The sequence below is a fragment of the Leisingera aquimarina DSM 24565 genome (genome assembly GCF_000473165.1).
In the GTDB taxonomy this organism is placed as follows: domain Bacteria; phylum Pseudomonadota; class Alphaproteobacteria; order Rhodobacterales; family Rhodobacteraceae; genus Leisingera; species Leisingera aquimarina.
On the sequence record NZ_KI421504.1, the window covers coordinates 1,956,736 to 1,977,580 of the forward strand.

Below are 20,845 nucleotides of genomic sequence, written 5' to 3' on the forward strand. Positions count from 1 at the left end.
AATCAAGCTAGCCTCGGGTACATCCGGCATTAGGTGTTCAGTCCCGGCATCTGGTGGATCGGATTGATGATGAATCGATCTGGCTCTGAAGTCCAGATTTTGCAGATGTATTCGTAGGGCGTGAGGCCGCTGAGATTTTTGAGTCTGCGGGCAAAGTTGTAGGCAGCCATGAAGTCGCCGAGATGTGTTCGCAACTGATCGTGGCTGTCGTAGTGGTACCGCTTCACTGTCGCCTCTTTGATCGTGCGGTTCATCCGCTCGACTTGGCCATTGGTCCACGGATGGTTCGGTTTGGTCAGGCGATGCTCGATCCCGTTGGCCTCACAGATCATGTCGAAGCGCATCTGCCGGGAGTATACTCTGTTCCGGTTTCGGGGCTGTTCGGCGAACTGGATACCGTTATCGGTCAGGATCGTATGGATGCGATAAGGGACCGCCTTGAGCAAATGTTCGAGGAACTCCCAGGCGGTCTTGCGATCTGCCTTGTCGACGAGGCGGGTGACTGCAAACTTGCTGGTCCGGTCAATGCCGACGAAAAGATACAGCTTGCCCTCCGCAGTCTGCACCTCGGCAATATCGATATGAAAAAAGCCGATGGGGTAGCGCTTGAACTTCTGCCGCTTAGGCTTGTCGCCCTCGACATCCGGCAAGCGCGAGATGCCATGTCGCTGAAGGCACCGATGCAGCGCTGACCGCGTCAGATGCGGGATCGAGGGCTGGAGCGCATAGAGGCAATCATCCAACGGCAGTAGCGTATGCCGCCGAAATGCGACGATCATGGCCTCCTCGGCTTGACTGAGAATGGTTGAGCGAGGCTCTTTCGGCCCTGTTTTGCGATCCTCAACGGTCTCGCGCTTTCGCCACTTGGCAACAGTCTTCGGGTTGATCCCGAGTTCCTTGCTCAGCGCCGCGATCGAAGCTTGCGATCGCTGTATTGCTGCTCTGACAGCGTGCGTGGTCGTGGCGCTCCCGTGACGAACTTGTCCCATAGTGCTTCCTTCCATTCCAAAGAACAGATCGCACCATCAAACCATGGGATCAAACATCTAGGCCTCGAAATGCTTGTCGATTTTGCTGCGCAGCACACTCCGGCTGATTTTCTGTAGCCTAGCAATTATAACCGGCCTTGCTTCCAGTCGCTGGCAGACAAGGCTTACCACCCGGGAGCCAACTTGAAACAAGCCGGGTTTGGCCAAATTACGAGCGACATTAGAGCCGATGTTTTTTGGAGCGCACTGTTTCCAGGAATTGGCGGGTATCTACGGGCCATTTCACGTGCCTTTCACTTAACTGTTGATTCTCAAATGCTTCCGGTTTTGGTCATCCCTCCCGTGCGGGAAGGTTTGCTGGAAGCAATGCATGCTTCGGCGGAATGCTGCGCAAAATTCAGAATTTCCTCAGAACCAAGTAAATTTATGCAGTGGATGCATCATTTCCGTCTTGACGCGCGCCGTTCCCGCGATGAGAAATATCCGCATGGCGTGTTTGGCACATATCTTCCGGCTGATCAGGGTGGCTGCTGTATTTGCAGTGATCCTTGCGCTGGGATTTTCATTGCCATCCGCTGCGCATTCCCTCGCTGACCATCACGGCAATGCTGCGGTTTCGCAGAATGGGCACGGCCATGCCGATGCTGCCATCTCAGACGCAGCGCATGGCGCTTCCCAGACCAGCGCACACGATTCCCCGGGCGACCCCGGGAGCGCCGCCGATGCAGGGAATTGCTGCGCAGGTGCCTGCATGGCGCTTGCCGTGCTGTCTTTGCAGCCGGGTGAGTTTGTCCTGAAGCGCCCTGTCCGTTGGAAGCTGGCGCATGCTCAGCTGCCCTCCCATCCCAGGCTTGCGCTGCTGCGTCCCCCGAGAACCTGAGTTTCTGAAACCGTTGTAACGGTCCCAGGCACCGTCCCGCACCCCTGTGCGGGATCCGAGCAGATTATTCTCAGGAAAAAACAGATGAAACCACTTTTTCTGGCCGGGGCAGCAGCCCTGCTGCTGGGAGCATGCGCCAGCACGCCTGCGGCGCTGCCCGAAATCGCAGCGCTGGAGCGTACCGCCGCGCAATCCGGCCCCTACCGAAAACTGAATTATCAACCTCCCTTTAGTGGCTTTGAAGCCCAAGAGCCCAGCGACCCCGGCTCTTGGCGCGGCGTCAACGATGAGCAGCAGGAGAACCACTGATGACAGCTAGAATTTGGCGCGCCGTGCTGGCGTCGCCCGTGGTGCTTGCCGCCTGCTCGGCTGCGGTGCCGGAGAAATACACCGGCCCCAAGGCCGGGTTCCAGGAGGTTGTCAACCAGACCTCGGCAGCTATCGGCAAGCGAACGGCCTTTGCACAGACCCAGGCGGAAAACGAGGCCTTGTCCAAGGAAGTCCGCAGCCTTGTGCAGGGCAGGACAATCTCCGCTGATACCGCGGTGCAGGCGGCGCTTTTGAACAACAAGGGATTGCAGGCGTCTTATGCCGCAGTCGGGCTGTCGGCAGCGGAGGCCTGGCAGCAGATGACGCCGGAGAACCCCGTGGTGTCGATCGGCTTGTTGGGGATCGGCGCTCCGGAACTGGGCCTGTACCGGGCGCTGGAATCCACCATCGCGGTCAATCTTCTGGATGTGAAAACCCGCAAGCAGCGCATCGCCGTGGCTGAGGCGCAGTTCCAGCAGGCCCAGCTGACTGCGGTGAATGACACCCTGGCGCTGGCCGGGCAGACCCGGCAGGCGTGGATCAATGCCGTGGCTGCCTTTGAACGGCTGAGCTATCTGCGCAAGGCAAGCGAAACAGCCGCCGCGGGGGCGGAACTGGCCAGCCAGTTGGGCAGGACCGGCGCGCTGAACAAGGCCGGCCAGGCGCGGGAATTTGCCTTCAACGCGGAGCTTGCGGGCCAGGTCGCCCGTGCCCGCCTGGAGGCAAAGCTCGCCAAGGAAGAGCTGACCCGGCTGATGGGCCTGTGGGGCAGCGATGCCAACTACTATGTGCCGGATGCGTTGCCATCCTTGCCGAAGTCTTTGCCGAAAGTGTCCTCAATCGAGAAGGCGGCGCTGAAGAACCGGGTGGATCTGCAGGTCGCCAAGCTTGGGCTTGAGGCGCAGGCCCGGGCCTTCGGCCTGACGGACCGGACTCGGCTGGTGACGGATCTGGAACTGATTGCAGGCTTTGAAGCGGAGCGCGAGCGCGAGGACGGAGTGACGAACACTGAGACCCTTCCACAATTGGAGCTGGAGTTTGCCATCCCGGTATTTGACACCGGCAAGGCGCGGATGCGCAAGGCGGAGCTGTCCTATATGCAAGCGGCCAATGCCTTGGCTGAACGGGCGGTGAATGTCCGTTCCGAGGCCCGCAGCGCGGAACTGGCCTACCACTCCTCTTACGAAATCGCCCGTCACTACCGTGACGTGCTGGTGCCGCTACGCAAGTCGATCGAGGAGGAAGGGCTGCTCAGCTACAACGGCATGATCACCAATACCTTCGAACTGCTGACCGACGTGCGCGAAAAGCTGGCGAGCTCGCTGGAGGCTGCCAATGCCAAACGCGACTTCTGGCTGGCGCAGGCGAATGTAGGCGCAGCGATCTACGGCGGCGGCGCTGGCTCGGCCCCGCAAGGCGGCGGCGGAGAGATTGCCGGTGGCGACGGCGCAGGCCATTGAAAGGAACAAATGACATGATGAATCGACGTCAATTGCTTGGAGCCGGTGCTGCGGGTGCCGCGCTGGTCTCTGGTCAAGCCTGGGGCAAGACCTCCAACATGGGCCTGCCCGAAGCCGCCAGCATGAACACCGCCGCGACGCAGCCGCCGCTGGCCCCGTCTACCGGTCCGGACTACAACCCGGTGGTCACGCTGAACGGCTGGACCCTGCCGTTCCGGATGAACAACGGGGTGAAGGAGTTTCACCTGGTGGCGGAACCCGTCGAGCGCGAGCTGGCCGAAGGCATGACCGCGCATCTGTGGGGCTACAACGGCCAGTCCACCGGTCCCACCATCGAAGCAGTGGAGGGCGACCGGGTCCGCATCTTCGTGACCAACAAACTGCCGGAGCATACCTCGGTGCATTGGCACGGGTTGATCCTGCCGTCCGGCATGGACGGGGTCGGCGGTCTCAGCCATCCCGGCATCCCGCCGGGCAAGACCTTTGTCTACGAGTTCGACCTGACCAAGTCCGGCACCTTCATGTACCACCCGCATGCGGATGAGATGGTGCAGATGGCGATGGGCATGATGGGCATGTTCATCGTGCATCCCAAGGATCCGGCCTTCATGCCAGTCGACCGGGACTTCCTGATCATGCTGAACGCCTTCGACATCGACCCGGGCTCCTATGTGCCGCGGGTGATGGAGATGACCGACTTCAACCTCTGGACCTGGAACAGCCGGATCTTCCCGGACATCGACCCCCTGGTGGTGAACCAGGGCGACCGGGTGCGGGTCAGGACCGGCAACCTGACGATGACCAACCACCCGATCCACATGCACGGCTACGACTTCGAGGTCACCTGCACCGATGGCGGCTGGGTGCCCGAAAGCGCGCGCTGGCCGGAGGTGTCGATCGACATCCCCGTCGGTGCCATGCGCGCCTATGAGTTCGACGCGGTGCATCCGGGCGACTGGGCGATCCATTGCCACAAGTCGCATCACACCATGAATGCGATGGGTCACGACGTGCCGACTTTCATCGGTACCGACAAGCGCAAGCTGACCGGCCAGATCCGCAAGCTGCAGCCCGAATACATGCCGATGGGCACCGCCGGCATGGCCGACATGGGTGAAATGTCGATGCCGCTGCCCGACAACACCGTGCCGATGATGGCCGGCTGGGGCCCGCACGGGCCGCTGGAAATGGGCGGCATGTTCTCGGTCGTGAAGGTGCGCGAAGGCATCGATGCAGGCGATTACAGCGATCCCGGCTGGTACGAAAACCCGCCCGGCACCGAAGCGTACGAATGGACCGGCGAACTGCCGGACTTCGACCGCGCCGAGAATGCCCAGACCCGTATTACCCCGAAACCAACCGCCAAGGGCTGACCGGCCCCTGGCACCCTACCAACCCTGATGAGGAGACAGATATGAACAAGTTCCTATCGGCAGCCCTGCTTGCAACCCTGACAGCTGCACCGGCCTTTGCCGGCGGCACCCACGGTGGCGGCCACCATGACGAGATGGAGGTCGGCAAACCCGGCGAGGCCGCACATGCGGACCGCGAAATCGCCGTCACCATGAAGGAAACCGATGACGGTGAGATGATCTTCGAGCCGTCCAGCTTTTCCTTCACCAAAGGTGAAACGGTCAAATTCGTGATTACCAACGCCGGTGAGCTGGAGCATGAGTTCGTGCTGGACACGCCGGAGCGCAACGTCCACCACAAGGAGCTGATGGCCAAGATGGACATGGAGCACGACGACCCCAATTCAGTGCGCCTGGATCCGGGTGCAGCTGGTGAAATCGTCTGGACCTTTTCCAACCCCGGCACCTTCGAGTTCGCCTGCCTGATCCCCGGCCACTACGAATCCGGCATGTCCGGGCCGGTTGCGGTGCTCGAAGCCGGCGGCACCTTCACCGCAGGCACGGTCAAGAAGGTCGATCCCAAGTCCGGCAAGGTAACCATCAAGCACGAAGAGCTGGTGGATCTGGAAATGCCCGCAATGACCATGGTGTTCCGGGTGGCGGACGACGCGATGCTGGATCAGCTGAAGGCGGGCGAGAACATCGAGTTCGTGGCTGAGCGGGTCAAGGGCAAGCTGACACTGATCGCGCTGAAATAACACTGAGGCGGAGGCCCGAATACCGGCCTCCGCCCTTTAAGACTCCCAGCGATCTCAACCGGCGCCCAAGAGTAGAAGAGCCCAAGAGCAGAAGAGCGCAAGCGCCAAGGCGCAACGCTGGTGAACATCAGGCAACAGGCAATCAAGGCAACGATGCTGGATCTGCACACTCTCACGCACGATGCCGCGGGCGCATTCGGGTTCTGGTATGATGATACCGCACCCGGATGGCTGCACCCGGTGATGCATCTCGTCCTGGTGCTGGCGCCCTCGCTGCTGTTGCTCACCTTGGCAAGCCAGGCCGCCTGGCTGCTGCGCCGGCGGATTCTGCGGCGGGCGGCACCGCTCGCTCCAGCTCAGTTCCCGGCGGGTGGTCTGGAGCCGGGCTTGCCCCGCTATATCCTGCGCACGACCGGGCCGCAGCAGAAGATCCTGATCCTGTTCAGCCTGACAGCGATGCCGATCCTCTACCTGACTCTTGAGCTGCCCAAGCAGATCGTGAACCGCGTGTTTGAAAACGGCAGTAGCCCGGTTGTGGTGTTTGGTGCCGAGCTTTCGCAGGTCTCGCTGCTGTTTCTGCTCTGCGGCGCCTATCTGGCGGCCATCACGCTCAACGGCCTAAATAAATACTGGCTGAACATCCGCAAAGGGCGGGTTGCCGAAAGCTTCGTGCGCAGGCTTCGCCTTGCCGTCTACCGCCAGTGGAGAAGGGATCAGCCCGCGCAGCGCCAGCCTGCCATCATTCCGGTTCTTGGCCCCGAGGTTGAGCCTGTCGGCGGCTTTGCCTCCGAACTGCTGGCCGTCCCGCTGCTGCAGGGCGGGACCCTGGCCACGATCCTTCTGTTCATGTTCGTGCAGGATCCGATCCTCGCCGCGGCTGCCCTGACGGTGCTGCCCCTCCAGCTGATCATTGTGCCGCGGCTGCAACGGCGGGTGAATGCGGTGTCCCGCGAACGGATCCGCGAGATGCGCCTGCTCGGCGAGCATCTGGACCGGGACATGCGGGCTTCGGGGCAGGGCGCGCTGCCGGCTGGGCGCAGTTTCCGGCAGCTGCAGGACCTGCGCCTGCAAATCCACCGGCTGAAATTCCTGGCCAAGGCGATCAACAACTTCCTGACCGCTTTGACCCCGTTTCTATTCTACTCTCTGGGTGGCTATTTCGTGCTGCAGGAACGGGTCTCTCTGGGTGCGCTTGTGGCGATGCTGTCGGCCCACAAGGAGTTTTCCTCGCCGCTGAAGGACTTGTTCCGTTTCTACCAGCAAAGCGAAGACGTGAGGATCCGCTACCAAGAGATCCGCGCCTTCGCGTCCGGCTCCGGCGGGGCGCTCGGGCCGGCGGCGGCAGGTCAGCATTACCATGACCCGAACCCAGCCCTTCACGGCAATTCATTCACCTATGAAAGAAAGAGACCCTCATGAATAAGAACCTTGCCATCCTGGCTGCCGCAGCCGTGGCGGCGGCGGTTTATTTCGTCTACAGCAGCGCCGGGAGAAACGATGCAACCGCCCAGCGCACCATTCTGGAACCCGGCGCCCCGCTCGCCGAGGTTCAGCTGCCGCCGGACCTGAGTGAAGCCGCAAAGATCGGCAAACGCGCTTTTGACGCGGTCTGCGCCGACTGCCATGGAGACAATGCTGCAGGCCGCCACGGCATGGCGCCGCCGCTGGTTCACAAGATCTACGAACCGTCGCACCATGGCGACGCCGCCTTCTTGCTCGCCGCCCGCAACGGCGTGCGCGCGCACCACTGGGATTTTGGAAGCATGCCCGCCCAGCAGGGGCTGACCGATGGTGACGTCAAAGGCATCACCCAGTACGTGCGGGAGCTGCAGCGTGCCAACGGCATAAATTAACCCGCCGGGTGGCCGGCCAGAGGCAATATGGCTTTGGAATCAAGGTGCGGCCTCCCCGGCCAGCCGGTCCAGTTGTTTCAGCACCGCGAACTGGGCAAGAGCGGCGGTGATGGCCGCGGTAAAAACCGCAGGAGTGGCGATCAGGCTGGCGAGGATGGCGCCCAGCAGGGGGGACAGGGCGGCAGGTGCAGCGAAGGTGTTGAACCACGCTGAATAGGCGGGACGGCGGTCATCCGGCGAGATTTCCATGAGAAAGCTCAGGTAGCTGATGGTCACGCCATTCATCATTGCGCCGATGACAAGATAAAGCGCCGCAAAGCCGAAAATCCCCGCTCCGGCGGCGAGCAGGGCAAGCATGAGGGCGGGCGCCAGGAGGCGGAGGAACGTTACGCACCACAATAATGGCAGCTTGCCCATGCCGTCGCCGATGCGGCCCCAAAGCGGGTTCGAGACCAGTGCTCCTGCAGTCTGTGCGGCCAGGAGTGTGCCAACCCCGGACAGCCCGATCCCGCTCTCGCGTGCGGCAACGATGTAGAAGGGCAGCGCCATCAGCGTCGCGGAGCCGAGCCAGTGAAAGACCAGAAACAGGCGGAAGGCGCGATCCTGCCGGAGGGTGGCCAGCCCCTCGCGCAGGAAGGCAGCCGCTCCCGCATTCCGGGCTTGCGGGGGCTTGCGGGGCGATGAAGGCGGCTCTCCCGCCGAGACAAACAGCGCCGAGGAGAGGAACATCAGCCCCGAACCCAGAGCAAACATGGACGCATAGGCCTTCAAGGGGGGCATTACTTCGAGGGCCAGGCGCAACGCGCCCGCGGCGGCAATGGCGATCAGCCCGCCGCCGAAGAACCGCCAGGCCAGCATCCGGCTGCGGCGGCTGGAGGGGATCGCGCGTCCGACGATATCGTTATACGGCACCGCAACCACACCGCTGACAAAAGCATAGACCGTCCAGAGCGCAAGAAAGCCAGCGGCGAGCGGCACCGGCGGCCAGTCCACCTGCGGCCAGTCCGCTCCCCGCCACAGCAGAAGCGCGATGGCTCCCGCTGCCGCAGCCCGGCCAAAGGCGCCAAAAACATAGAACGGCATTCTGCGTTCAGCACGTTCGGCGAGATATCCCACCGGCAGCTGCGGTAGCAGCCATCCCAGCCGCAGAACGGCGCTGGCATAGCCGACGGCCAGCGCGCTGCCCGTCAGCATGTGGGTCAGGCTGGCAACAACCGTTGCACTGTCCACTGCCGCGGAACCGCCCTGAAAGGCCCCGCCCGCTCCGGCAATCCGCCAGAACCGCCGCCGGCCTGCGGCTTCTTGCGCTTCATGGCCCGGCATTGTCTGTCTCCGCCTCAACACGCACATGGCGGATGTCGAGGCCCGATTGCCAAAGCACAACAAGCCCAATGCCGACCACAAGGATAATTGTGAGGATATAGCTCAAGAGGATCATCAGGAGCGCCGACTCGTCAGCAACCCCAAGTGCCTTGAGTGCAAAGCCCGCTCCGAACACAAAGCCCGCCGGGATCCGCACGAACCGCCCAAGGACCATGGCAAAGCCTGCAAAAACCATGAGAAAGAGGTAGTCCCAGGGCCTCAGCACCACACCCACCGCAAGTCCCGCCCACAGGAAATGCGTCGCCGCCACCAGCTTGCCCGCGACGGCCGCGGCGATCGCTGCGATGCGCCGCGCGCGCGCCCTTGGCCACACGATGCCCGCGCCAAGCGATGCCCGCAGCCCCGGACCGCTCGCGCCCATGCGCCCGGTGATCCAGTCGAAGAGACGGCAGATCAGCGGTTCCTCGCGGGCAAGGAGGCCACGGAAGCGAAAGAGCACCCAGAGCAGCCCGCCGAAGAGCAGCAGATTCAAGGCCCCCGCAATGCTGAGGCCAAGGCGCAGATCTCCTTCGATCTGCGGAATGCGCCCCGCAGCAGCCACCGCGCCGGCAAAGAGCGCAAACACGACCCCGTCGAGGAACCGGGCGATGACTGCTGTCGAAAGCACCGTGGCCATTTTCAGACCGTGCAGGCGCGCGACCAGCCAGGCCCGCACCAGCGGGCTGACACCCAGCGGTACAAGCACGTTCACGCCATAGCCCGCGAGCAGAGCACCTGTCAGTGGCAGCGAGCCAACCGGTTTCACATCAAAAAGTATTTGCCGCCACTTCCAGCCGCTCAGCAGCTGTTCTAGCAGGATCATTGCGGCCAGCACAGTTAGCCAAACCGGATTGGCGTAGCGCAGCCCGTCAAGGAAGCGTGCGAAGTCAAGGCTCCCGTACAGCCGGAAGATCAGCCAGAGCGCCAGTGCCGCACCCAAGACAGGAAGAAGCCAGCGTTTGATGAAAAGTCCCATGCAAATCCCGCTTGCAACCCCGCTTGCCGGATATGCTACCCGCTGTATCATGGTACGGAGTCAATGGTTGATCCCGAGAGGAGGCTGCAATGGCAGCTTTGACGATTGGAAAAGCCGCCCGTTCGGCGGGGATCGGAGTGGAAACTATCCGTTTCTATGAGCGCAAGGGGCTGATCCGCCAGCCGCCGCGGCCAACCGCCGGCGGCCCGCGGGATTATGGCGGCGGAACGCTGCAGCGGCTCAGGTTCATTGCCGGGGCCAAGCGGCTCGGGTTTTCGCTGGCAGAGACCGCCGGCCTGCTCGCGCTGCTGGAGGCGCCAGGCGCGAGCTGCAGGGACGTGCAGGCACAGGCAAAAGCCAAGCGCGGCGAAGTGCAGGCCAAGATCGAAGGTTTGACCCGCATCCGGGATTCGCTTGACCGCCTCCTTGGCGCCTGCCCTGGAAAGGGAAGTCTTGCGGACTGCGCGATCCTCGAGGCAATCGAGAGTGCTGAGAACTCAGGAGGCACTTCCTGACAAGAAATGCTTGTTAAAGATGATGGTGAGAGGACTGGTTTTCACGGCCACAGCGGATGAGTGCTTTTCGCTGGCGCCGTTCTCTGCCCGCCTTTCCTGAATATATAGGTGGATAAACTAAGCGGTAGAACATAACGTTTTGAGGACTTTGAGTGCCACCCATCGGCTTGGTGCCGGAACGGCTGGCAATGCGCTGTGCTATGAAAACATACTTCAGCATCGACATGCCTGCCTGGCAGTTTGTCCGCAACACTTTGGTTGTCAGTTGTGCAGGCATGTTGCCGCTACTGCTGCTCTATATCGCCCTCACGCCGGGCTTTGGAGCATTGCTGCTGAAAGGCGGGCCCGCGCTCAGCCGCTTTCTGCGGCAGGTCGTGACAAATGGATTACCCGTTGTATTCGCCGTCAACTACGTGAGCTTCTTTCTATATGCCGCAAGTGCCGCCAAACAGCGTGAAGGAGCCGTGCCGGCCCGTATCCTCCTGATCGACCTGCCTGCAAGGGTCGTCATTTTCGTCCTGTTGCATGGGGTAATCTATTTCGTCTCAGCTGACTGGTTCGGCTCGTTCGGAGGGGATCACTGGCAGGCGTTGCAGGTGGTCGGGCCCACACTTGTCCGGTCCGCCTTTTTTGAGAACATTTCCGGTGTTTACCTTTACGCGACACTGGTCAGTGCCTTGCCCCTATACGCGACAGTGATCGACAGCAATTTTGAAAGGGGCTCCGGGCGGCCGGAATGGCTGCGCGGCCTGGTTTGCAAGCTGCCGGGCAGGCTCGGGCCGATCCTGCTTGCGGTGGCTTTCTTCGGTTTATTCACGCTGGCATTGACGGGCGTGGCAGCGGTGATCATGAAACTGCAATCAATTTGGATATGAAACGCGCGGATCCTTCAGCACATGGAGTAAAGGGCGGTGGCGGGCAGTTTTGCTGCAGCCGGCAGTGCTGCTGCTGTGCACATCAGGGCCGGTTGATTATATTTGACAGCAGTCTGAGTGCGTCTCCCAAAGCGAATTGGAAGTTGTCATTTGCGCGTTCCCTCCCTGAGATGCGCCGGCAGGATCAGCTGCAGGCCATCACAGGCCTGGCCTCTTCCACATGTGGCTTTGCAACATCAGAACGGTCTTCTGGCCGGAAGATGTTTGCTGCAAATGTGAACGCCGCGCATGACGAGTGATCCGTACCGGGTTAACATAATGAAGGCTCGCCATTGAGCTGCCCGTGGTAATCGCGCCATTGGCACTGCCTGTCTGAGGTTGTGGCTCTGATCTAGGACACGTCATTAACGACGTCGCTTGCGACGTACCTTATGCGGGGTCAGTGATGCGGGGCGAAATTCTTGGGTTGGAGCGGCGTCGCTTCTGGCGCGACGAAGACAAGCTCAAGATTGTCTCATCTGTGGGGATTCACGGTCCCTGTTTCCTCTTCCGGGCGGCGTAAATGGCCTGACGCGCTCCGCGCCAAGGCTGTTCAAACGATCCTTGCTGGAGCCGGAATCCGCGAGACGGCTGAGGAGATCGGAGCCAACAAATCGCTGGTCGCTCTCTGGGTTAAGAAGGCCGGCACTTCCGGGAAGAACCCAGCTTTTGTCGAGGTCGTTGCTCCTGTGGCCCAGCCGCCCTCTGCATCTCCTCACGTCAATGGACCCGAGGCTGCAAGCAGCACCTCCTGCCGGATCAGTATCGGAGCGGCAGCTGTCGAGATACTCCTTGGCTATCCTGCCGATCACCTGGTGGAAGTTTTGCGGGCCGTGAGGGCAGCACAATGATTTCTCCTGCCAGCAACTTCCGGATTTACCTTGCCTCGGAGCCGGTGGATTTCCGCAACTATGTGGCGACGATTATTATGCGGAGCCGTGTACATCGCCTCTTGGATTGTGGCTTTTTTACAGCCGGTTAGGCAGAACAAACAGGCACATGCGCCCCGCATAACTATGCTCTCCCGCGATGGTTTCACACCTTGAGGAGAGAGAAGATGACTGACCAATACCGTAATCGCTGGTTCCTGGATCCGGGGCCGGTTTCGTTGTGGATCGATCAGTTCGCGGACGAGCTTGGCGCTCAGAGGTATTCGCCGCTGACCATTGAAGGCTACAGGGCATCGGCACGCCATTTCGCGGTTTGGCTGGAAAGCACCGGCATACCGATGGTCAGCGTCGATGATGGAGTTGTTCGTCGCTTCGCCGAACACCAGTGCCAATGTCCCGGCGGGCGGCGATGGCAGCATGTCTCACCAAAGTATGCGCGACGTGCCAGAAGGTTTGTTGTTTTCCTACAAGGTGCGGGCGTCGCACCTCCGCCGTTGAAGGCCGCGCCAGAATTTCCCTTGCTTGACGACTATCAGCACTGGCTGCGTTTGCATCGGGGTTTGGCGGAACGGACAGTTTCCCGTCATCTCCGCATCCTCAATAAGCTGTTGCCGGGAACTCGGTACAGCGACCCACGATTATGATGCTGCCCGGATACGTTTTGTTGTCCGCAAATGGCGGGGGCAACCGTCCGGCCGGCCTGAGAACCATAACAAGCGCCTTGCGAAGCTATCTTCGCTTTCTCGCCGGCGCGGGCTTGTGCCGTTCCCAACCTCGATCACGCCATTCCGCCGGTCATACAATGGCGTCTTTCGTCGTTGCCGCGGTATCTGGCAGCCGCAGATGTGGAAACGTGTCATTGCATCCTGCGATCAGCTTGCCCGGGGCGCCTGCGGGACCGGGCGATCCTGCTCCTTCTGGCGCGCCTGGGGTGCGGGCCGGGATGTCGCTGGTCTCAGACTGGGCGATATCGACTGGAACGCCGGTATCCTGAAGTTGAGTGGCAAGGCGCGTCGCCAGGTTCGGCTGCCGTTGCCGCAAGATGTAGGCGATGCGCTTCTCGCGTATATCGAACAGGAACGCCCGCGCATGCCTCAGGACGCGGTCTTTCTCATGATGGTCGCCCCTACCGCTCATTTGAGCAATCATGCCACGTCTCGGCCATTGTGGCGCTGGCATTAAAGCGCGCCGGCATTTCCGATCCGCCATCGAGCGGAGCGAGCTTGCTGCGCCACTCCGCGGCAACTTCGATGCTGCGGTCGGGGGCCACATTGGAAGCTGTCGGCACGGTTCTGCGCCACCGCTCGCTTGATATGACTGCGCATTACGCCAAGGTCGGTATCGCGATGCTGGAACAGATCGCTCAACCCTGGCCGGGAGAATTGACATGCTGAGTCAACTCCTCGCCGATCATGTCCGCGCTGCACCAGGCGCTGGGGTTGAAATTCCGTACCCAAGGCAGTCTTCTACGCAACTTCGTTGCCTTTGCCGAGAGCCGCAGTGAGCATGTCGTAACAACAGCCACCGTGCAAGAATGGGCACTACAGGCATCTTCTCCAGAACAACGTCGCAACCGGCTTTTGACAGTACGTCGCTTCGCGCGCGCGCTTAATGCCGAAGATCCGAGCCATGAAGTTCCCTCCGCCGATCTCTTCGGCCGTGCCAGCCGCAAGCGGCGCACGCCTTACATCTACAGTCCCAGTGATATCCAACGGCTGATCGACGCCGCCCAGAGGCTTGGCCCCGCTGGCTCGATCCGGCCGCTCACCTACGCCACGATGTTCGGGTTGATTGCGGCAACAGGCATGCGCGTTTCAGAGGCCATCGCCATTCGATTGCCGGACGTGACCGATGACGGCCTGATCATTGCCCAGACCAAGTTTAAGAAGAGCCGGCTGTTGCCACTGCATCCAACGACTCGACGCGCTCTTGACGGGTATCTTACGATGCGTCTGAAGGCGGCCAGCCCGAGCGGCACACTTTTCCTTTCGCATCAGGGCACGCCGCTCGCCTATTCGACAGTCGCAACGGTATTCCTCCAGATCACGCGGTCAATCGGCTTGCGCGGTGCGGCAGGAACACCGGGCCCCAGGATTCATGATCTGCGCCACACATTTGCTGTTCGCTCCCTTGAGGCCTGTGCGCACGATTCCAAAGCCGTGGCGCGGCATATCACGGCCCTCAGTACCTATTTGGGGCATGCCCATGTCACCGATACATACTGGTATCTCGAGGTAACACCCGAGCTGATGACACACATGGCAGCTGACGGCGAGAGGCTGCATTGCGGGGTGACGGCATGGCCCAGCTTGCCCAGCACCTCGCCGCCTTCCTGCGCAACCATCTTCCCAATGAAAGACGCGCATTCGTCCTTGCGCGGCTATCCCTGCAGCTTCCAACTGCTGTGTGACATTCGCCGCCGGGCGATTGAGAAAGCGGCCGTGCCTGCTGCAGATCGAAGACATCGACGTGCCCACGATCCTTGCCTTTCTCGAGCACATCGAACAGAGCGAGGCAACAAGGGCCGTACGCGGGATGTCGCTGGTACAGTCCTTCTTTCGCTATCTCGAGCGCGCGGTCCTGCCTTGATCTGGCTTTTGCCGAGGGCTGCGCGTTTCCGAACTCATCAGCGCCGGGCTCAACCAGTTTGACGGGCGGTCCCCTGCCAGCATCCATATCATTGGCGAACAGAAGCGCGCGCTGCTGCCTCTAGGAAACCGCTGCCGCAATTCGCGCCTGGATCGCGATCAGACCCGAAGTCGGCGACACCGCGCTCTTCCTGAACAATGCCGGTCGAATGATGAGCGGGCGCTTGCAATACACTCGAGAACAGGCAAATACGGCTGCCCCCATCGCGCCCACCGGCGGCAAATCGATAGCCCCATGTTCTGCGGCACAGCTGCGCAATGCACATGCTTCAGGCCACATTGGAAGCGGTCGCACGGTGCTGCGCCCACCGCTCGCGAGATCTACTTGCGCGCCGGCCCAACCGAAAAACTCGAGATGCTTGACGCTCTGGAGCCGCTCGGCATCAAGCCGGGCAAGTTCCGGCCACCGGACAAACTGCTCGCGATGCTTTCCGCGCGGTAGAATAGTTATGCGGAGTCAATGTAGGCGGAACCGTCCGAAAAAGTGCCGGTCTGCTTCTTCGGCTCCGCATAATAATCGTCGCCACATAGTTGCGGTTATGCAGAGGACTGCATAACCGCAAAGGGATCGCAGGGCTGGCGGCATTGGCGCAGGATGTTTTGCATCAGAAACCCACCAGTGGAGCGGTGTTTGCGTTTCGGGGCCGGCGGGGCGATAGGATTAAGTTGCTCTATTGGGATGGCCAGGGGTTTTGCCTCTATTACAAGGTACTTGAGCGGGAGCGTTTCCCTTGGCCGCGCGCCAGGGATGGGGCGGTGCGGCTGACCTCTGCGCAGCTCGCGATGCTGTGGGAGGGGATCGACTGGCGGCGTCCTGATTGGGGCGCCCCGCCCGCCCGCGCCGGGTGATTTTACCTCTGGATTTTCGTTATTTATATGGTGCCTGAGCCTGTTTTCTGGTAGTCAGGCGCATGTCGAAATCCGCCGGAAATCTGCCCGATGATCCCGCCGAATTGAGGGCGATGATCGCCGCATTACAGGCGGAAAATGCCCGGATCGAGGCAGAGAACGCCAAGATGCCGGCCACGCTGCGGGTCCACGATCAGCTGGTTCAGGCCCTGCGTTTGCGGATCGCGAAGATGCAGAAACTGGCTTTCGGCAAATCCTCGGAAAAGATCGAGCGTGAGATCGAGCAGCTGGAGCTGGCGCTCGAAGACCTGCTGGTTGCGGTGGCCGAGGGTGATGACGCGCCTATCGACGAAGGCCAGGACGAACCGCCGCCAGAGCCTGCCGATGCACCCGCGCTGCGCGGCCGGCCACGTGTCTCGGATGCGACCCTGCGCGAGCGCCTCGAGCTTGATCCTGGCACCTGCTGCCCCGACTGTGGCGGCGATCTGCGGGTGGCGGGCGAGGACGTCAGTGAATTGCTCGGCATGATCGCCGCCCAGATGAAGGTGGTCCAGATCGCCCGCATCAAGAAATCCTGCCGCCGCTGTGAGCGGATGGTGCAGGAGCCAGCACCCAGCCGTCCGATCCCGGCAGCATGGCCGGGCCGAACCTGCTGGCCCATGTCTTGGTCTCGAAGTTCGACGATCACCTTCCCTTGTATCGCCAGCACGGGATCTTCGCCCGCATGGGGGCAGACATTGCCGAAAGCACGCTTGTTGGCTGGTGCGGACGGGCCATGAAGACCTTGGCTCCGCTGGCCGGACGAATTGAGGCCGATATTATGAGCAGCGACCTGCTGCACGCGGATGACACGCCGATCCGGGTGCTGGACCGCTCCAAAAAAGATAAAGAGCTGGGCAAAGGCGTGAAGCAGGGCCGGATCTGGGCCTATGTGCGCGATCAACGGCCGTGGGCGGGGGGGCGCCACCCGGTGCTGTCTATCGGTTCGCGCCCGATTGGAAGGAAGAGCACGTCCTAAGCCACCTGGCAGACTCCCGCGGCATTCTGCAAGCGGACGGCTACAAGGGGTATGCCAAGCTCTACGAGCCTGGTCCCGATGGCACTCGGCGTTTGCGCGCAGCGGCCTGTTGGGCTCACTTGCGCCGAGACTTCCACGACTTCTGGACCTCGACCAAATCCGAGATCGCCCGCGAGGCGTTCGACCGGGTCGGCAAGTTCTATGACATCGAGCGCGGCATCAACGGCCAGCCCGCAGAGGCCCGCCGTGCTGCGCGTCAAAAGCTGAGCCGGCCAAAGGTTGAGGGCTTCTTTGCCTAGTCAGAACAGCAACTCCTGCGCATTCCCGGCAAAAGCGATTTCCGCTATGGTCTGAGCCGTCGGGACGCCTTTAGCCAGTTCCTGACCGACGGGCGTGTGGCCATCGACAATAATCCAGCCGGGCGTGCCCTGCGCCCCATCGGAATCGGACGGAAAAATTGGCTCTTCGCAGGAGCAGACACTGGGGCGGAAACTTTGGCCCGCGCCATGACCATCATCGAGACCGCCAAGCTCAACGGTCTCGGCCCGCAGGCATATATCGCTGACATCCTCGACCGCATCCACGACCACAAGATCAAACGGCTGGATGAATTGCTGCCGTGGAATTGGGCGCCAATGACCTCCGAGACGGATGCTCAAGCTGCATAAGCTGCGGTATCAATGGCGCGTTTACTTTGAGACGAGCCCATTGCAGTCATTGCTCGCCTAGCAGTTCCTCGCTACCGGCGTTAAGCGGACGCTACACGATTGGCTGCAGCAGGACCGCTATAGCGCAACAACGCCGCTGCGCGAGCGGATGATTGAGGACATGCGGATCAAGGGGCTGGGTGACAAATCTCAGAAGTCGCACATCCGGGCGATCAAGGACTTCGCAGCGTTTCTGGGGCGGTCGCCGGACACCGCGACGCCAGACGATCTGCGCGCCTACGAGCTTCACATGACCGGCCGCGGTGTCACGCCGCCGGCCTGCAATGCCCGCCTCATTGCGCTGAGGTTCTTTTTCGAGACGACCTGCGGGCGGGGTGGGATGAAGCGGCACATGCAGTTCCGCACCCGGCCGCGCAAGCTCCCCGTGGCAGTCAGCGCCGAGGAAGTGGAGGCACTGCTGCGGGCCGCGCCAGGACCGGAGCTGAAGTATCGGGCGGCGCTGAGCATCTCCTGTGGCGCCCGGCACAGGGCGCCGGAGGTCTGCAATCTCAAAGTCAGCGGTTTCGGCAGCGACCGGATGCTGATCCATGCCGAACGGGGCAAGGGCCGCAAGGTCATGCTGCCGCCGGGATTGCCGAACCTGCTGCGCGAGTACGGGGGTATCTTGCCGAATTCGGGCTGGTAGCGCCGAAGGGCCCGGCGAGCCTGAAGGTCTTGGAGAACGCGCTGGAAGATCAGACCAGCGACTTGCCCACTCCGGTTGGGGAGATGGGCGTCTTGTTCTGCAATTGCATGCCCATCTCCTTGTAAATGCGATAAATCTTCTTCGCATTTATTTCCCACCCCTCACGGCGCAGAAGCACATGCACGCGCCGATAACCGAAGCGCACACGGGTCTGGCAAATTTCTCGGATCCGCTGTTCCAAAGCGGCCTGCCCGGGCCGGAGGGATTTGTAGCGACAGGTTCTGGGATCGAACCGGATCACCTCGCAGGCCCGGCGGATCGACACCTGCCAATCCGCCCGCATCCCGTCGACCAGCGTCCTTTTCCGGGCAGGCCTCAAAGCTTTCGTTTAATGACGTCCTGCAGCATCTCCTTGTCCAGAGCGAGGTCTGCAACGATCTTTTTCAGTCGCGCATTCTCCTGCTCGAGCTCCCTCAGCCGCTTCATTTCGGACGGCATCAGACCGGCTTATTTTTCTACCAGTTGAAGAAGGCCGCCGTGCTGACGCCGGCCTTCCGGCAGGATTCCGCGACAGCCGTGCGGGCCTCTGCCTGTTTGATGATGAGCGCCTTCTGCGCGCCCGTGAACTTCGATGCCTTCATGCGATTCCGCTCCTCCCCAGCCTGGGGTTCTTCGCGGAAGACTCTAACAAGCTTCGAGGATGTTTTCGGGGATCACATCAAGATCTCATCATCAAACCATCGGATCAAACACCTAAGGGGATCCGAGCCTGTCATTTCATTGATCGCCAGTGTCAGTTGTCACTATTGGAAAGGACTTTGTCTCATATGAACGTGGAGCCGATGTCAAACAACACGTAGGTGGCGTGAAGGAACTACTATTCGGAGTGAAAGATGACCTATCAGGCGCCGGTTCGCGATATCATGTTCAATATCGAGCATTTGTCTGACTGGCCCGAGGTCGCATCGCTGGCGGCTTATTCCGGGATCGAAACCGGGGATGTCCAGGCTGCGCTGGAGGGGCTCGGGCGTTTTTGTTCGGACGTAATCGCACCGCTTTCGGCAATAGGGGACGAAACCGGCGCGCGGCTCGACGGTGCAAAGGTCGTGATGCCTGAGCCATACTTGCAGGCTTATGCGCAATACACTGGGATGGGCTGGCAAAGCCTGCCGCACCCGGAAGACCTTGGCGGAATGGGGTTGCCGCGGGCCGCCGGGGCCGCCGCGACAGAGATTTTGAACGCAGCGGATATGAGTTTTGGCCTTTGTCCGCTATTGACTGACGGGGCGGTGGAGGCGCTGTTGCTTTCCGGCTCTGGCGCGCAGAAAAAGCAATACCTTGAGCCGATGATTTCCGGCCAATGGTCCGGCACCATGAACCTGACAGAACCTCAGGCCGGCAGCGATCTGGGGCGTGTGCGGAGCAAGGCGGAACCAGCTGCGGATGGTGCGTATTCGATCAGCGGAACAAAGATCTTTATCACCTATGGCGAGCACAGCCTGACCGAAAACATCGTTCACCTTGTTCTGGCGAGAACCCCTGGTGCCCCGGCAGGTCCAAAGGGGTTGAGCCTGTTCATTGTGCCCAAATTCCTGGTTCAAGAGGATGGATCGCTTGGCCGGCGCAATACTGTCCAATGTGTCAGCCTTGAACATAAACTGGGCGTCAGGGCGAGTCCGACGGCGGTTCTGGAATTCGAAGGCGCCACCGGTTTTCTGGTGGGAGAGGAGAACCGCGGCCTTGAGTACATGTTCGTGATGATGCGGGCCGCCCGGTTTTCAGTGGGCGTGCAGGGGGTTGCCGTATCTGAACGCGCCTATCAGCACGCCTTGCGATACGCACAGGAGCGGGTGCAGGGCCGCCCGGTTGACGGCAGCGCCAAGGAAGCAGTGCCGATCCTTCAGCATCCGGATGTGCGGCGGTCGCTGCTGCGGATGCGGGCCTTGGTTGAAGGAGGACGGGCTTTGGCGATGGCCACTGCAGGATGGCTGGATCTGGCACATCACGCTGAGGCCGAAAATCGCCGCGAGGCGTCGGAGATGGCCGAATTCCTGGTGCCGCTGGTCAAGGGATGCTGCACGGAACGGTCTTTGGAGGTCACCTCAATGGGGCTGCAAGTTCACGGCGGCATGGGGTTTATCGAAGAAACCGGGGTTGCGCAGTTCTACCGGGATGCCAGAATCTTGCCGATCTATGAGGGCACGACGGCGATCCAGGCCAATGACCTTCTGGGCCGGCAGGTGCTGCGGGACGGCGGCAAGACCGCTCGCCGCTTTGCCGGAATGGTCTCGGCGGCTGAGGCGGACTTGCAAAAAGGCGGTGCCAAGGCGCAGCTGGTGGCGGACCGGCTGGGGCAGGCACGCCGCGCGTTTGAGGCCAGCCTTGCCTGGCTCCTGGAGACCGCGCCCAAGGACATCAACGCGGCATACGCCGGCAGTGTTCCCTTCCTGATGCTGGCAGGCAATCTTGCCGCGGGCTGGCAGCTGGGCAGGTCGGTTCTGGCCGCTGAAGCCAAGCTTGAACAGGGCGAAGATACAGCTTTCATGACACAAAAGATCGCCACCGCTGTGTTTTACGCACAGCATATTCTTGTGGAATGCGGAACGGAAAGCGCCCGGATCATCGACGGCAGTGAAAGCCTGTTCGATGCCGGTTTCGAAATCTGAACAACGGAAATTACCGGCCCGGACTGGGACCGGACAGTCAGGGAAAGGTCAGA

Annotated in this window: 19 protein-coding genes and 3 pseudogenes; 17 read left to right on the forward strand and 5 right to left on the reverse strand. The window is 61.3% G+C overall.

Annotated elements, in window-relative coordinates:
- Window positions 1-29: 29 nt before the first annotated feature.
- Window positions 30-989, reverse strand: coding sequence for an IS481 family transposase (locus tag AQUI_RS0113750; protein WP_027258022.1), 960 nt, complete (start codon window positions 987-989; stop codon window positions 30-32).
- Window positions 990-1,172: 183 nt separating this feature from the next.
- On the opposite strand from AQUI_RS0113750, the gene AQUI_RS30770 reads away from it, so the two are divergent.
- From AQUI_RS30770 to AQUI_RS0113785, 7 genes are all read left to right on the forward strand, one after another.
- The gene (locus tag AQUI_RS30770; RefSeq protein WP_156916831.1) at window positions 1,173-1,583 is read left to right on the forward strand and encodes a hypothetical protein; all 411 of its coding nucleotides are present in this window, start codon (window positions 1,173-1,175) and stop codon (window positions 1,581-1,583) included.
- A 370-nt stretch (window positions 1,584-1,953) separates the two neighbouring features.
- On the forward strand, window positions 1,954-2,178 hold the full coding sequence (locus tag AQUI_RS0113760) for a hypothetical protein (RefSeq protein ID WP_027258024.1): 225 nt from the start codon (window positions 1,954-1,956) through the stop codon (window positions 2,176-2,178).
- Window positions 2,178-3,638, forward strand: a complete 1,461-nt coding sequence (locus AQUI_RS0113765; protein ID WP_051371903.1) for a TolC family protein — start codon at window positions 2,178-2,180, stop codon at window positions 3,636-3,638. The genes AQUI_RS0113760 and AQUI_RS0113765 overlap by 1 nt, the downstream gene beginning before the upstream one ends.
- 14 nt (window positions 3,639-3,652) lie before the next feature.
- Window positions 3,653-5,011 carry a multicopper oxidase family protein gene (locus AQUI_RS0113770; protein WP_027258026.1) on the forward strand — a complete coding sequence of 453 codons (1,359 nt, stop codon included), beginning with the start codon at window positions 3,653-3,655 and terminating at the stop codon, window positions 5,009-5,011.
- Between the two features lie 41 nt (window positions 5,012-5,052).
- Complete coding sequence (locus AQUI_RS0113775; RefSeq protein ID WP_027258027.1) at window positions 5,053-5,748, forward strand: copper-binding protein; 696 nt, start codon at window positions 5,053-5,055, stop codon at window positions 5,746-5,748.
- A gap of 120 nt (window positions 5,749-5,868) precedes the next feature.
- Window positions 5,869-7,167 (forward strand): ABC transporter ATP-binding protein, encoded by a 1,299-nt coding sequence (locus tag AQUI_RS27990; protein WP_211236018.1) that lies wholly within the window; start codon window positions 5,869-5,871, stop codon window positions 7,165-7,167.
- Window positions 7,164-7,601: a c-type cytochrome gene (locus tag AQUI_RS0113785; RefSeq protein ID WP_027258028.1), complete on the forward strand. Its 438-nt coding sequence runs from the start codon at window positions 7,164-7,166 to the stop codon at window positions 7,599-7,601. The genes AQUI_RS27990 and AQUI_RS0113785 overlap by 4 nt, the downstream gene beginning before the upstream one ends.
- A 39-nt stretch (window positions 7,602-7,640) precedes the next feature.
- Here AQUI_RS0113785 and AQUI_RS0113790 read toward each other — a convergent pair whose 3' ends face one another.
- Together AQUI_RS0113790 and AQUI_RS0113795 are read right to left on the reverse strand one after the other, a co-directional pair.
- Complete coding sequence (locus tag AQUI_RS0113790) at window positions 7,641-8,924, reverse strand: MFS transporter (RefSeq protein ID WP_027258029.1); 1,284 nt, start codon at window positions 8,922-8,924, stop codon at window positions 7,641-7,643.
- Entirely contained in the window at window positions 8,911-9,939 is a 1,029-nt protein-coding gene (locus AQUI_RS0113795) for a lysylphosphatidylglycerol synthase transmembrane domain-containing protein (protein ID WP_027258030.1), read from the reverse strand. Before AQUI_RS0113795 ends, AQUI_RS0113790 begins: the two co-directional genes overlap by 14 nt.
- 89 nt (window positions 9,940-10,028) lie before the next feature.
- On the opposite strand from AQUI_RS0113795, the gene AQUI_RS0113800 reads away from it, so the two are divergent.
- The 4 genes from AQUI_RS0113800 (at window position 10,029) to AQUI_RS31505 (ending at window position 12,902) form a co-directional block, all read left to right on the forward strand.
- Window positions 10,029-10,454 carry a MerR family DNA-binding protein gene (locus AQUI_RS0113800; RefSeq protein ID WP_027258031.1) on the forward strand — a complete coding sequence of 142 codons (426 nt, stop codon included), beginning with the start codon at window positions 10,029-10,031 and terminating at the stop codon, window positions 10,452-10,454.
- 200 nt (window positions 10,455-10,654) lie between these two features.
- The gene (locus AQUI_RS0113805) at window positions 10,655-11,329 is read left to right on the forward strand and encodes a hypothetical protein (RefSeq protein ID WP_027258032.1); all 675 of its coding nucleotides are present in this window, start codon (window positions 10,655-10,657) and stop codon (window positions 11,327-11,329) included.
- 509 nt (window positions 11,330-11,838) lie between these two features.
- Window positions 11,839-12,219: a transposase gene (locus tag AQUI_RS32485; RefSeq protein ID WP_425411838.1), complete on the forward strand. Its 381-nt coding sequence runs from the start codon at window positions 11,839-11,841 to the stop codon at window positions 12,217-12,219.
- Between the two features lie 206 nt (window positions 12,220-12,425).
- Window positions 12,426-12,902, forward strand: a complete 477-nt coding sequence (locus AQUI_RS31505) for a hypothetical protein (RefSeq protein WP_211236019.1) — start codon at window positions 12,426-12,428, stop codon at window positions 12,900-12,902.
- A gap of 151 nt (window positions 12,903-13,053) precedes the next feature.
- On the opposite strand, the gene AQUI_RS31510 is transcribed toward AQUI_RS31505, so the two are convergent.
- Entirely contained in the window at window positions 13,054-13,407 is a 354-nt protein-coding gene (locus AQUI_RS31510; RefSeq protein WP_211236020.1) for a hypothetical protein, read from the reverse strand.
- Window positions 13,408-13,424: 17 nt separating this feature from the next.
- On the opposite strand from AQUI_RS31510, the gene AQUI_RS31515 reads away from it, so the two are divergent.
- The 5 genes and pseudogenes from AQUI_RS31515 to AQUI_RS28015 all read left to right on the forward strand — a co-directional run.
- Window positions 13,425-13,652 carry a tyrosine-type recombinase/integrase gene (locus AQUI_RS31515; protein ID WP_211236021.1) on the forward strand — a complete coding sequence of 76 codons (228 nt, stop codon included), beginning with the start codon at window positions 13,425-13,427 and terminating at the stop codon, window positions 13,650-13,652.
- A 45-nt stretch (window positions 13,653-13,697) separates the two neighbouring features.
- On the forward strand, window positions 13,698-14,909 hold the full coding sequence (locus AQUI_RS28000) for a tyrosine-type recombinase/integrase (protein WP_211236022.1): 1,212 nt from the start codon (window positions 13,698-13,700) through the stop codon (window positions 14,907-14,909).
- A 528-nt stretch (window positions 14,910-15,437) separates the two neighbouring features.
- Entirely contained in the window at window positions 15,438-15,755 is a 318-nt protein-coding gene (gene tnpB / locus AQUI_RS0113840; protein WP_027258034.1) for an IS66 family insertion sequence element accessory protein TnpB, read from the forward strand.
- A gap of 62 nt (window positions 15,756-15,817) precedes the next feature.
- Window positions 15,818-17,441 (forward strand): annotated as a pseudogene (gene tnpC, locus AQUI_RS28010) (IS66 family transposase).
- 148 nt (window positions 17,442-17,589) lie between these two features.
- Window positions 17,590-18,123: pseudogene (locus AQUI_RS28015) on the forward strand (tyrosine-type recombinase/integrase); the annotation flags it as partial.
- An 88-nt stretch (window positions 18,124-18,211) separates the two neighbouring features.
- Here AQUI_RS28015 and AQUI_RS30045 read toward each other — a convergent pair.
- Window positions 18,212-18,767, reverse strand: a pseudogene (locus AQUI_RS30045) (transposase); the annotation flags it as partial.
- A 252-nt stretch (window positions 18,768-19,019) separates the two neighbouring features.
- Between AQUI_RS30045 and AQUI_RS0113870 the strand changes: the two are divergent.
- Window positions 19,020-20,792, forward strand: a complete 1,773-nt coding sequence (locus tag AQUI_RS0113870; protein ID WP_027258036.1) for an acyl-CoA dehydrogenase family protein — start codon at window positions 19,020-19,022, stop codon at window positions 20,790-20,792.
- Window positions 20,793-20,845 lie beyond the last annotated feature (53 nt).

What these genes read in the sequence shown, in the direction of transcription:
- AQUI_RS0113760 (WP_027258024.1), top strand. Translation starts at nt 1,954, where the DNA reads ATGAAACCACTTTTTCTGGCCGGGGCAGCAGCCCTGCTGCTGGGAGCA.
- AQUI_RS31505 (WP_211236019.1), top strand. Translation starts at nt 12,426, where the DNA reads ATGACTGACCAATACCGTAATCGCTGGTTCCTGGATCCGGGGCCGGTT.
- AQUI_RS0113785 (WP_027258028.1), top strand. Translation starts at nt 7,164, where the DNA reads ATGAATAAGAACCTTGCCATCCTGGCTGCCGCAGCCGTGGCGGCGGCG.
- AQUI_RS0113790 (WP_027258029.1), bottom strand. Translation starts at nt 8,924, where the DNA reads ATGCCGGGCCATGAAGCGCAAGAAGCCGCAGGCCGGCGGCGGTTCTGG.
- AQUI_RS0113775 (WP_027258027.1), top strand. Translation starts at nt 5,053, where the DNA reads ATGAACAAGTTCCTATCGGCAGCCCTGCTTGCAACCCTGACAGCTGCA.
- AQUI_RS0113770 (WP_027258026.1), top strand. Translation starts at nt 3,653, where the DNA reads ATGATGAATCGACGTCAATTGCTTGGAGCCGGTGCTGCGGGTGCCGCG.
- AQUI_RS31510 (WP_211236020.1), bottom strand. Translation starts at nt 13,407, where the DNA reads ATGATTGCTCAAATGAGCGGTAGGGGCGACCATCATGAGAAAGACCGC.
- AQUI_RS0113870 (WP_027258036.1), top strand. Translation starts at nt 19,020, where the DNA reads ATGACCTATCAGGCGCCGGTTCGCGATATCATGTTCAATATCGAGCAT.
- AQUI_RS0113795 (WP_027258030.1), bottom strand. Translation starts at nt 9,939, where the DNA reads ATGGGACTTTTCATCAAACGCTGGCTTCTTCCTGTCTTGGGTGCGGCA.
- AQUI_RS0113805 (WP_027258032.1), top strand. Translation starts at nt 10,655, where the DNA reads ATGAAAACATACTTCAGCATCGACATGCCTGCCTGGCAGTTTGTCCGC.
- AQUI_RS0113750 (WP_027258022.1), bottom strand. Translation starts at nt 989, where the DNA reads ATGGGACAAGTTCGTCACGGGAGCGCCACGACCACGCACGCTGTCAGA.
- AQUI_RS0113765 (WP_051371903.1), top strand. Translation starts at nt 2,178, where the DNA reads ATGACAGCTAGAATTTGGCGCGCCGTGCTGGCGTCGCCCGTGGTGCTT.
- AQUI_RS0113800 (WP_027258031.1), top strand. Translation starts at nt 10,029, where the DNA reads ATGGCAGCTTTGACGATTGGAAAAGCCGCCCGTTCGGCGGGGATCGGA.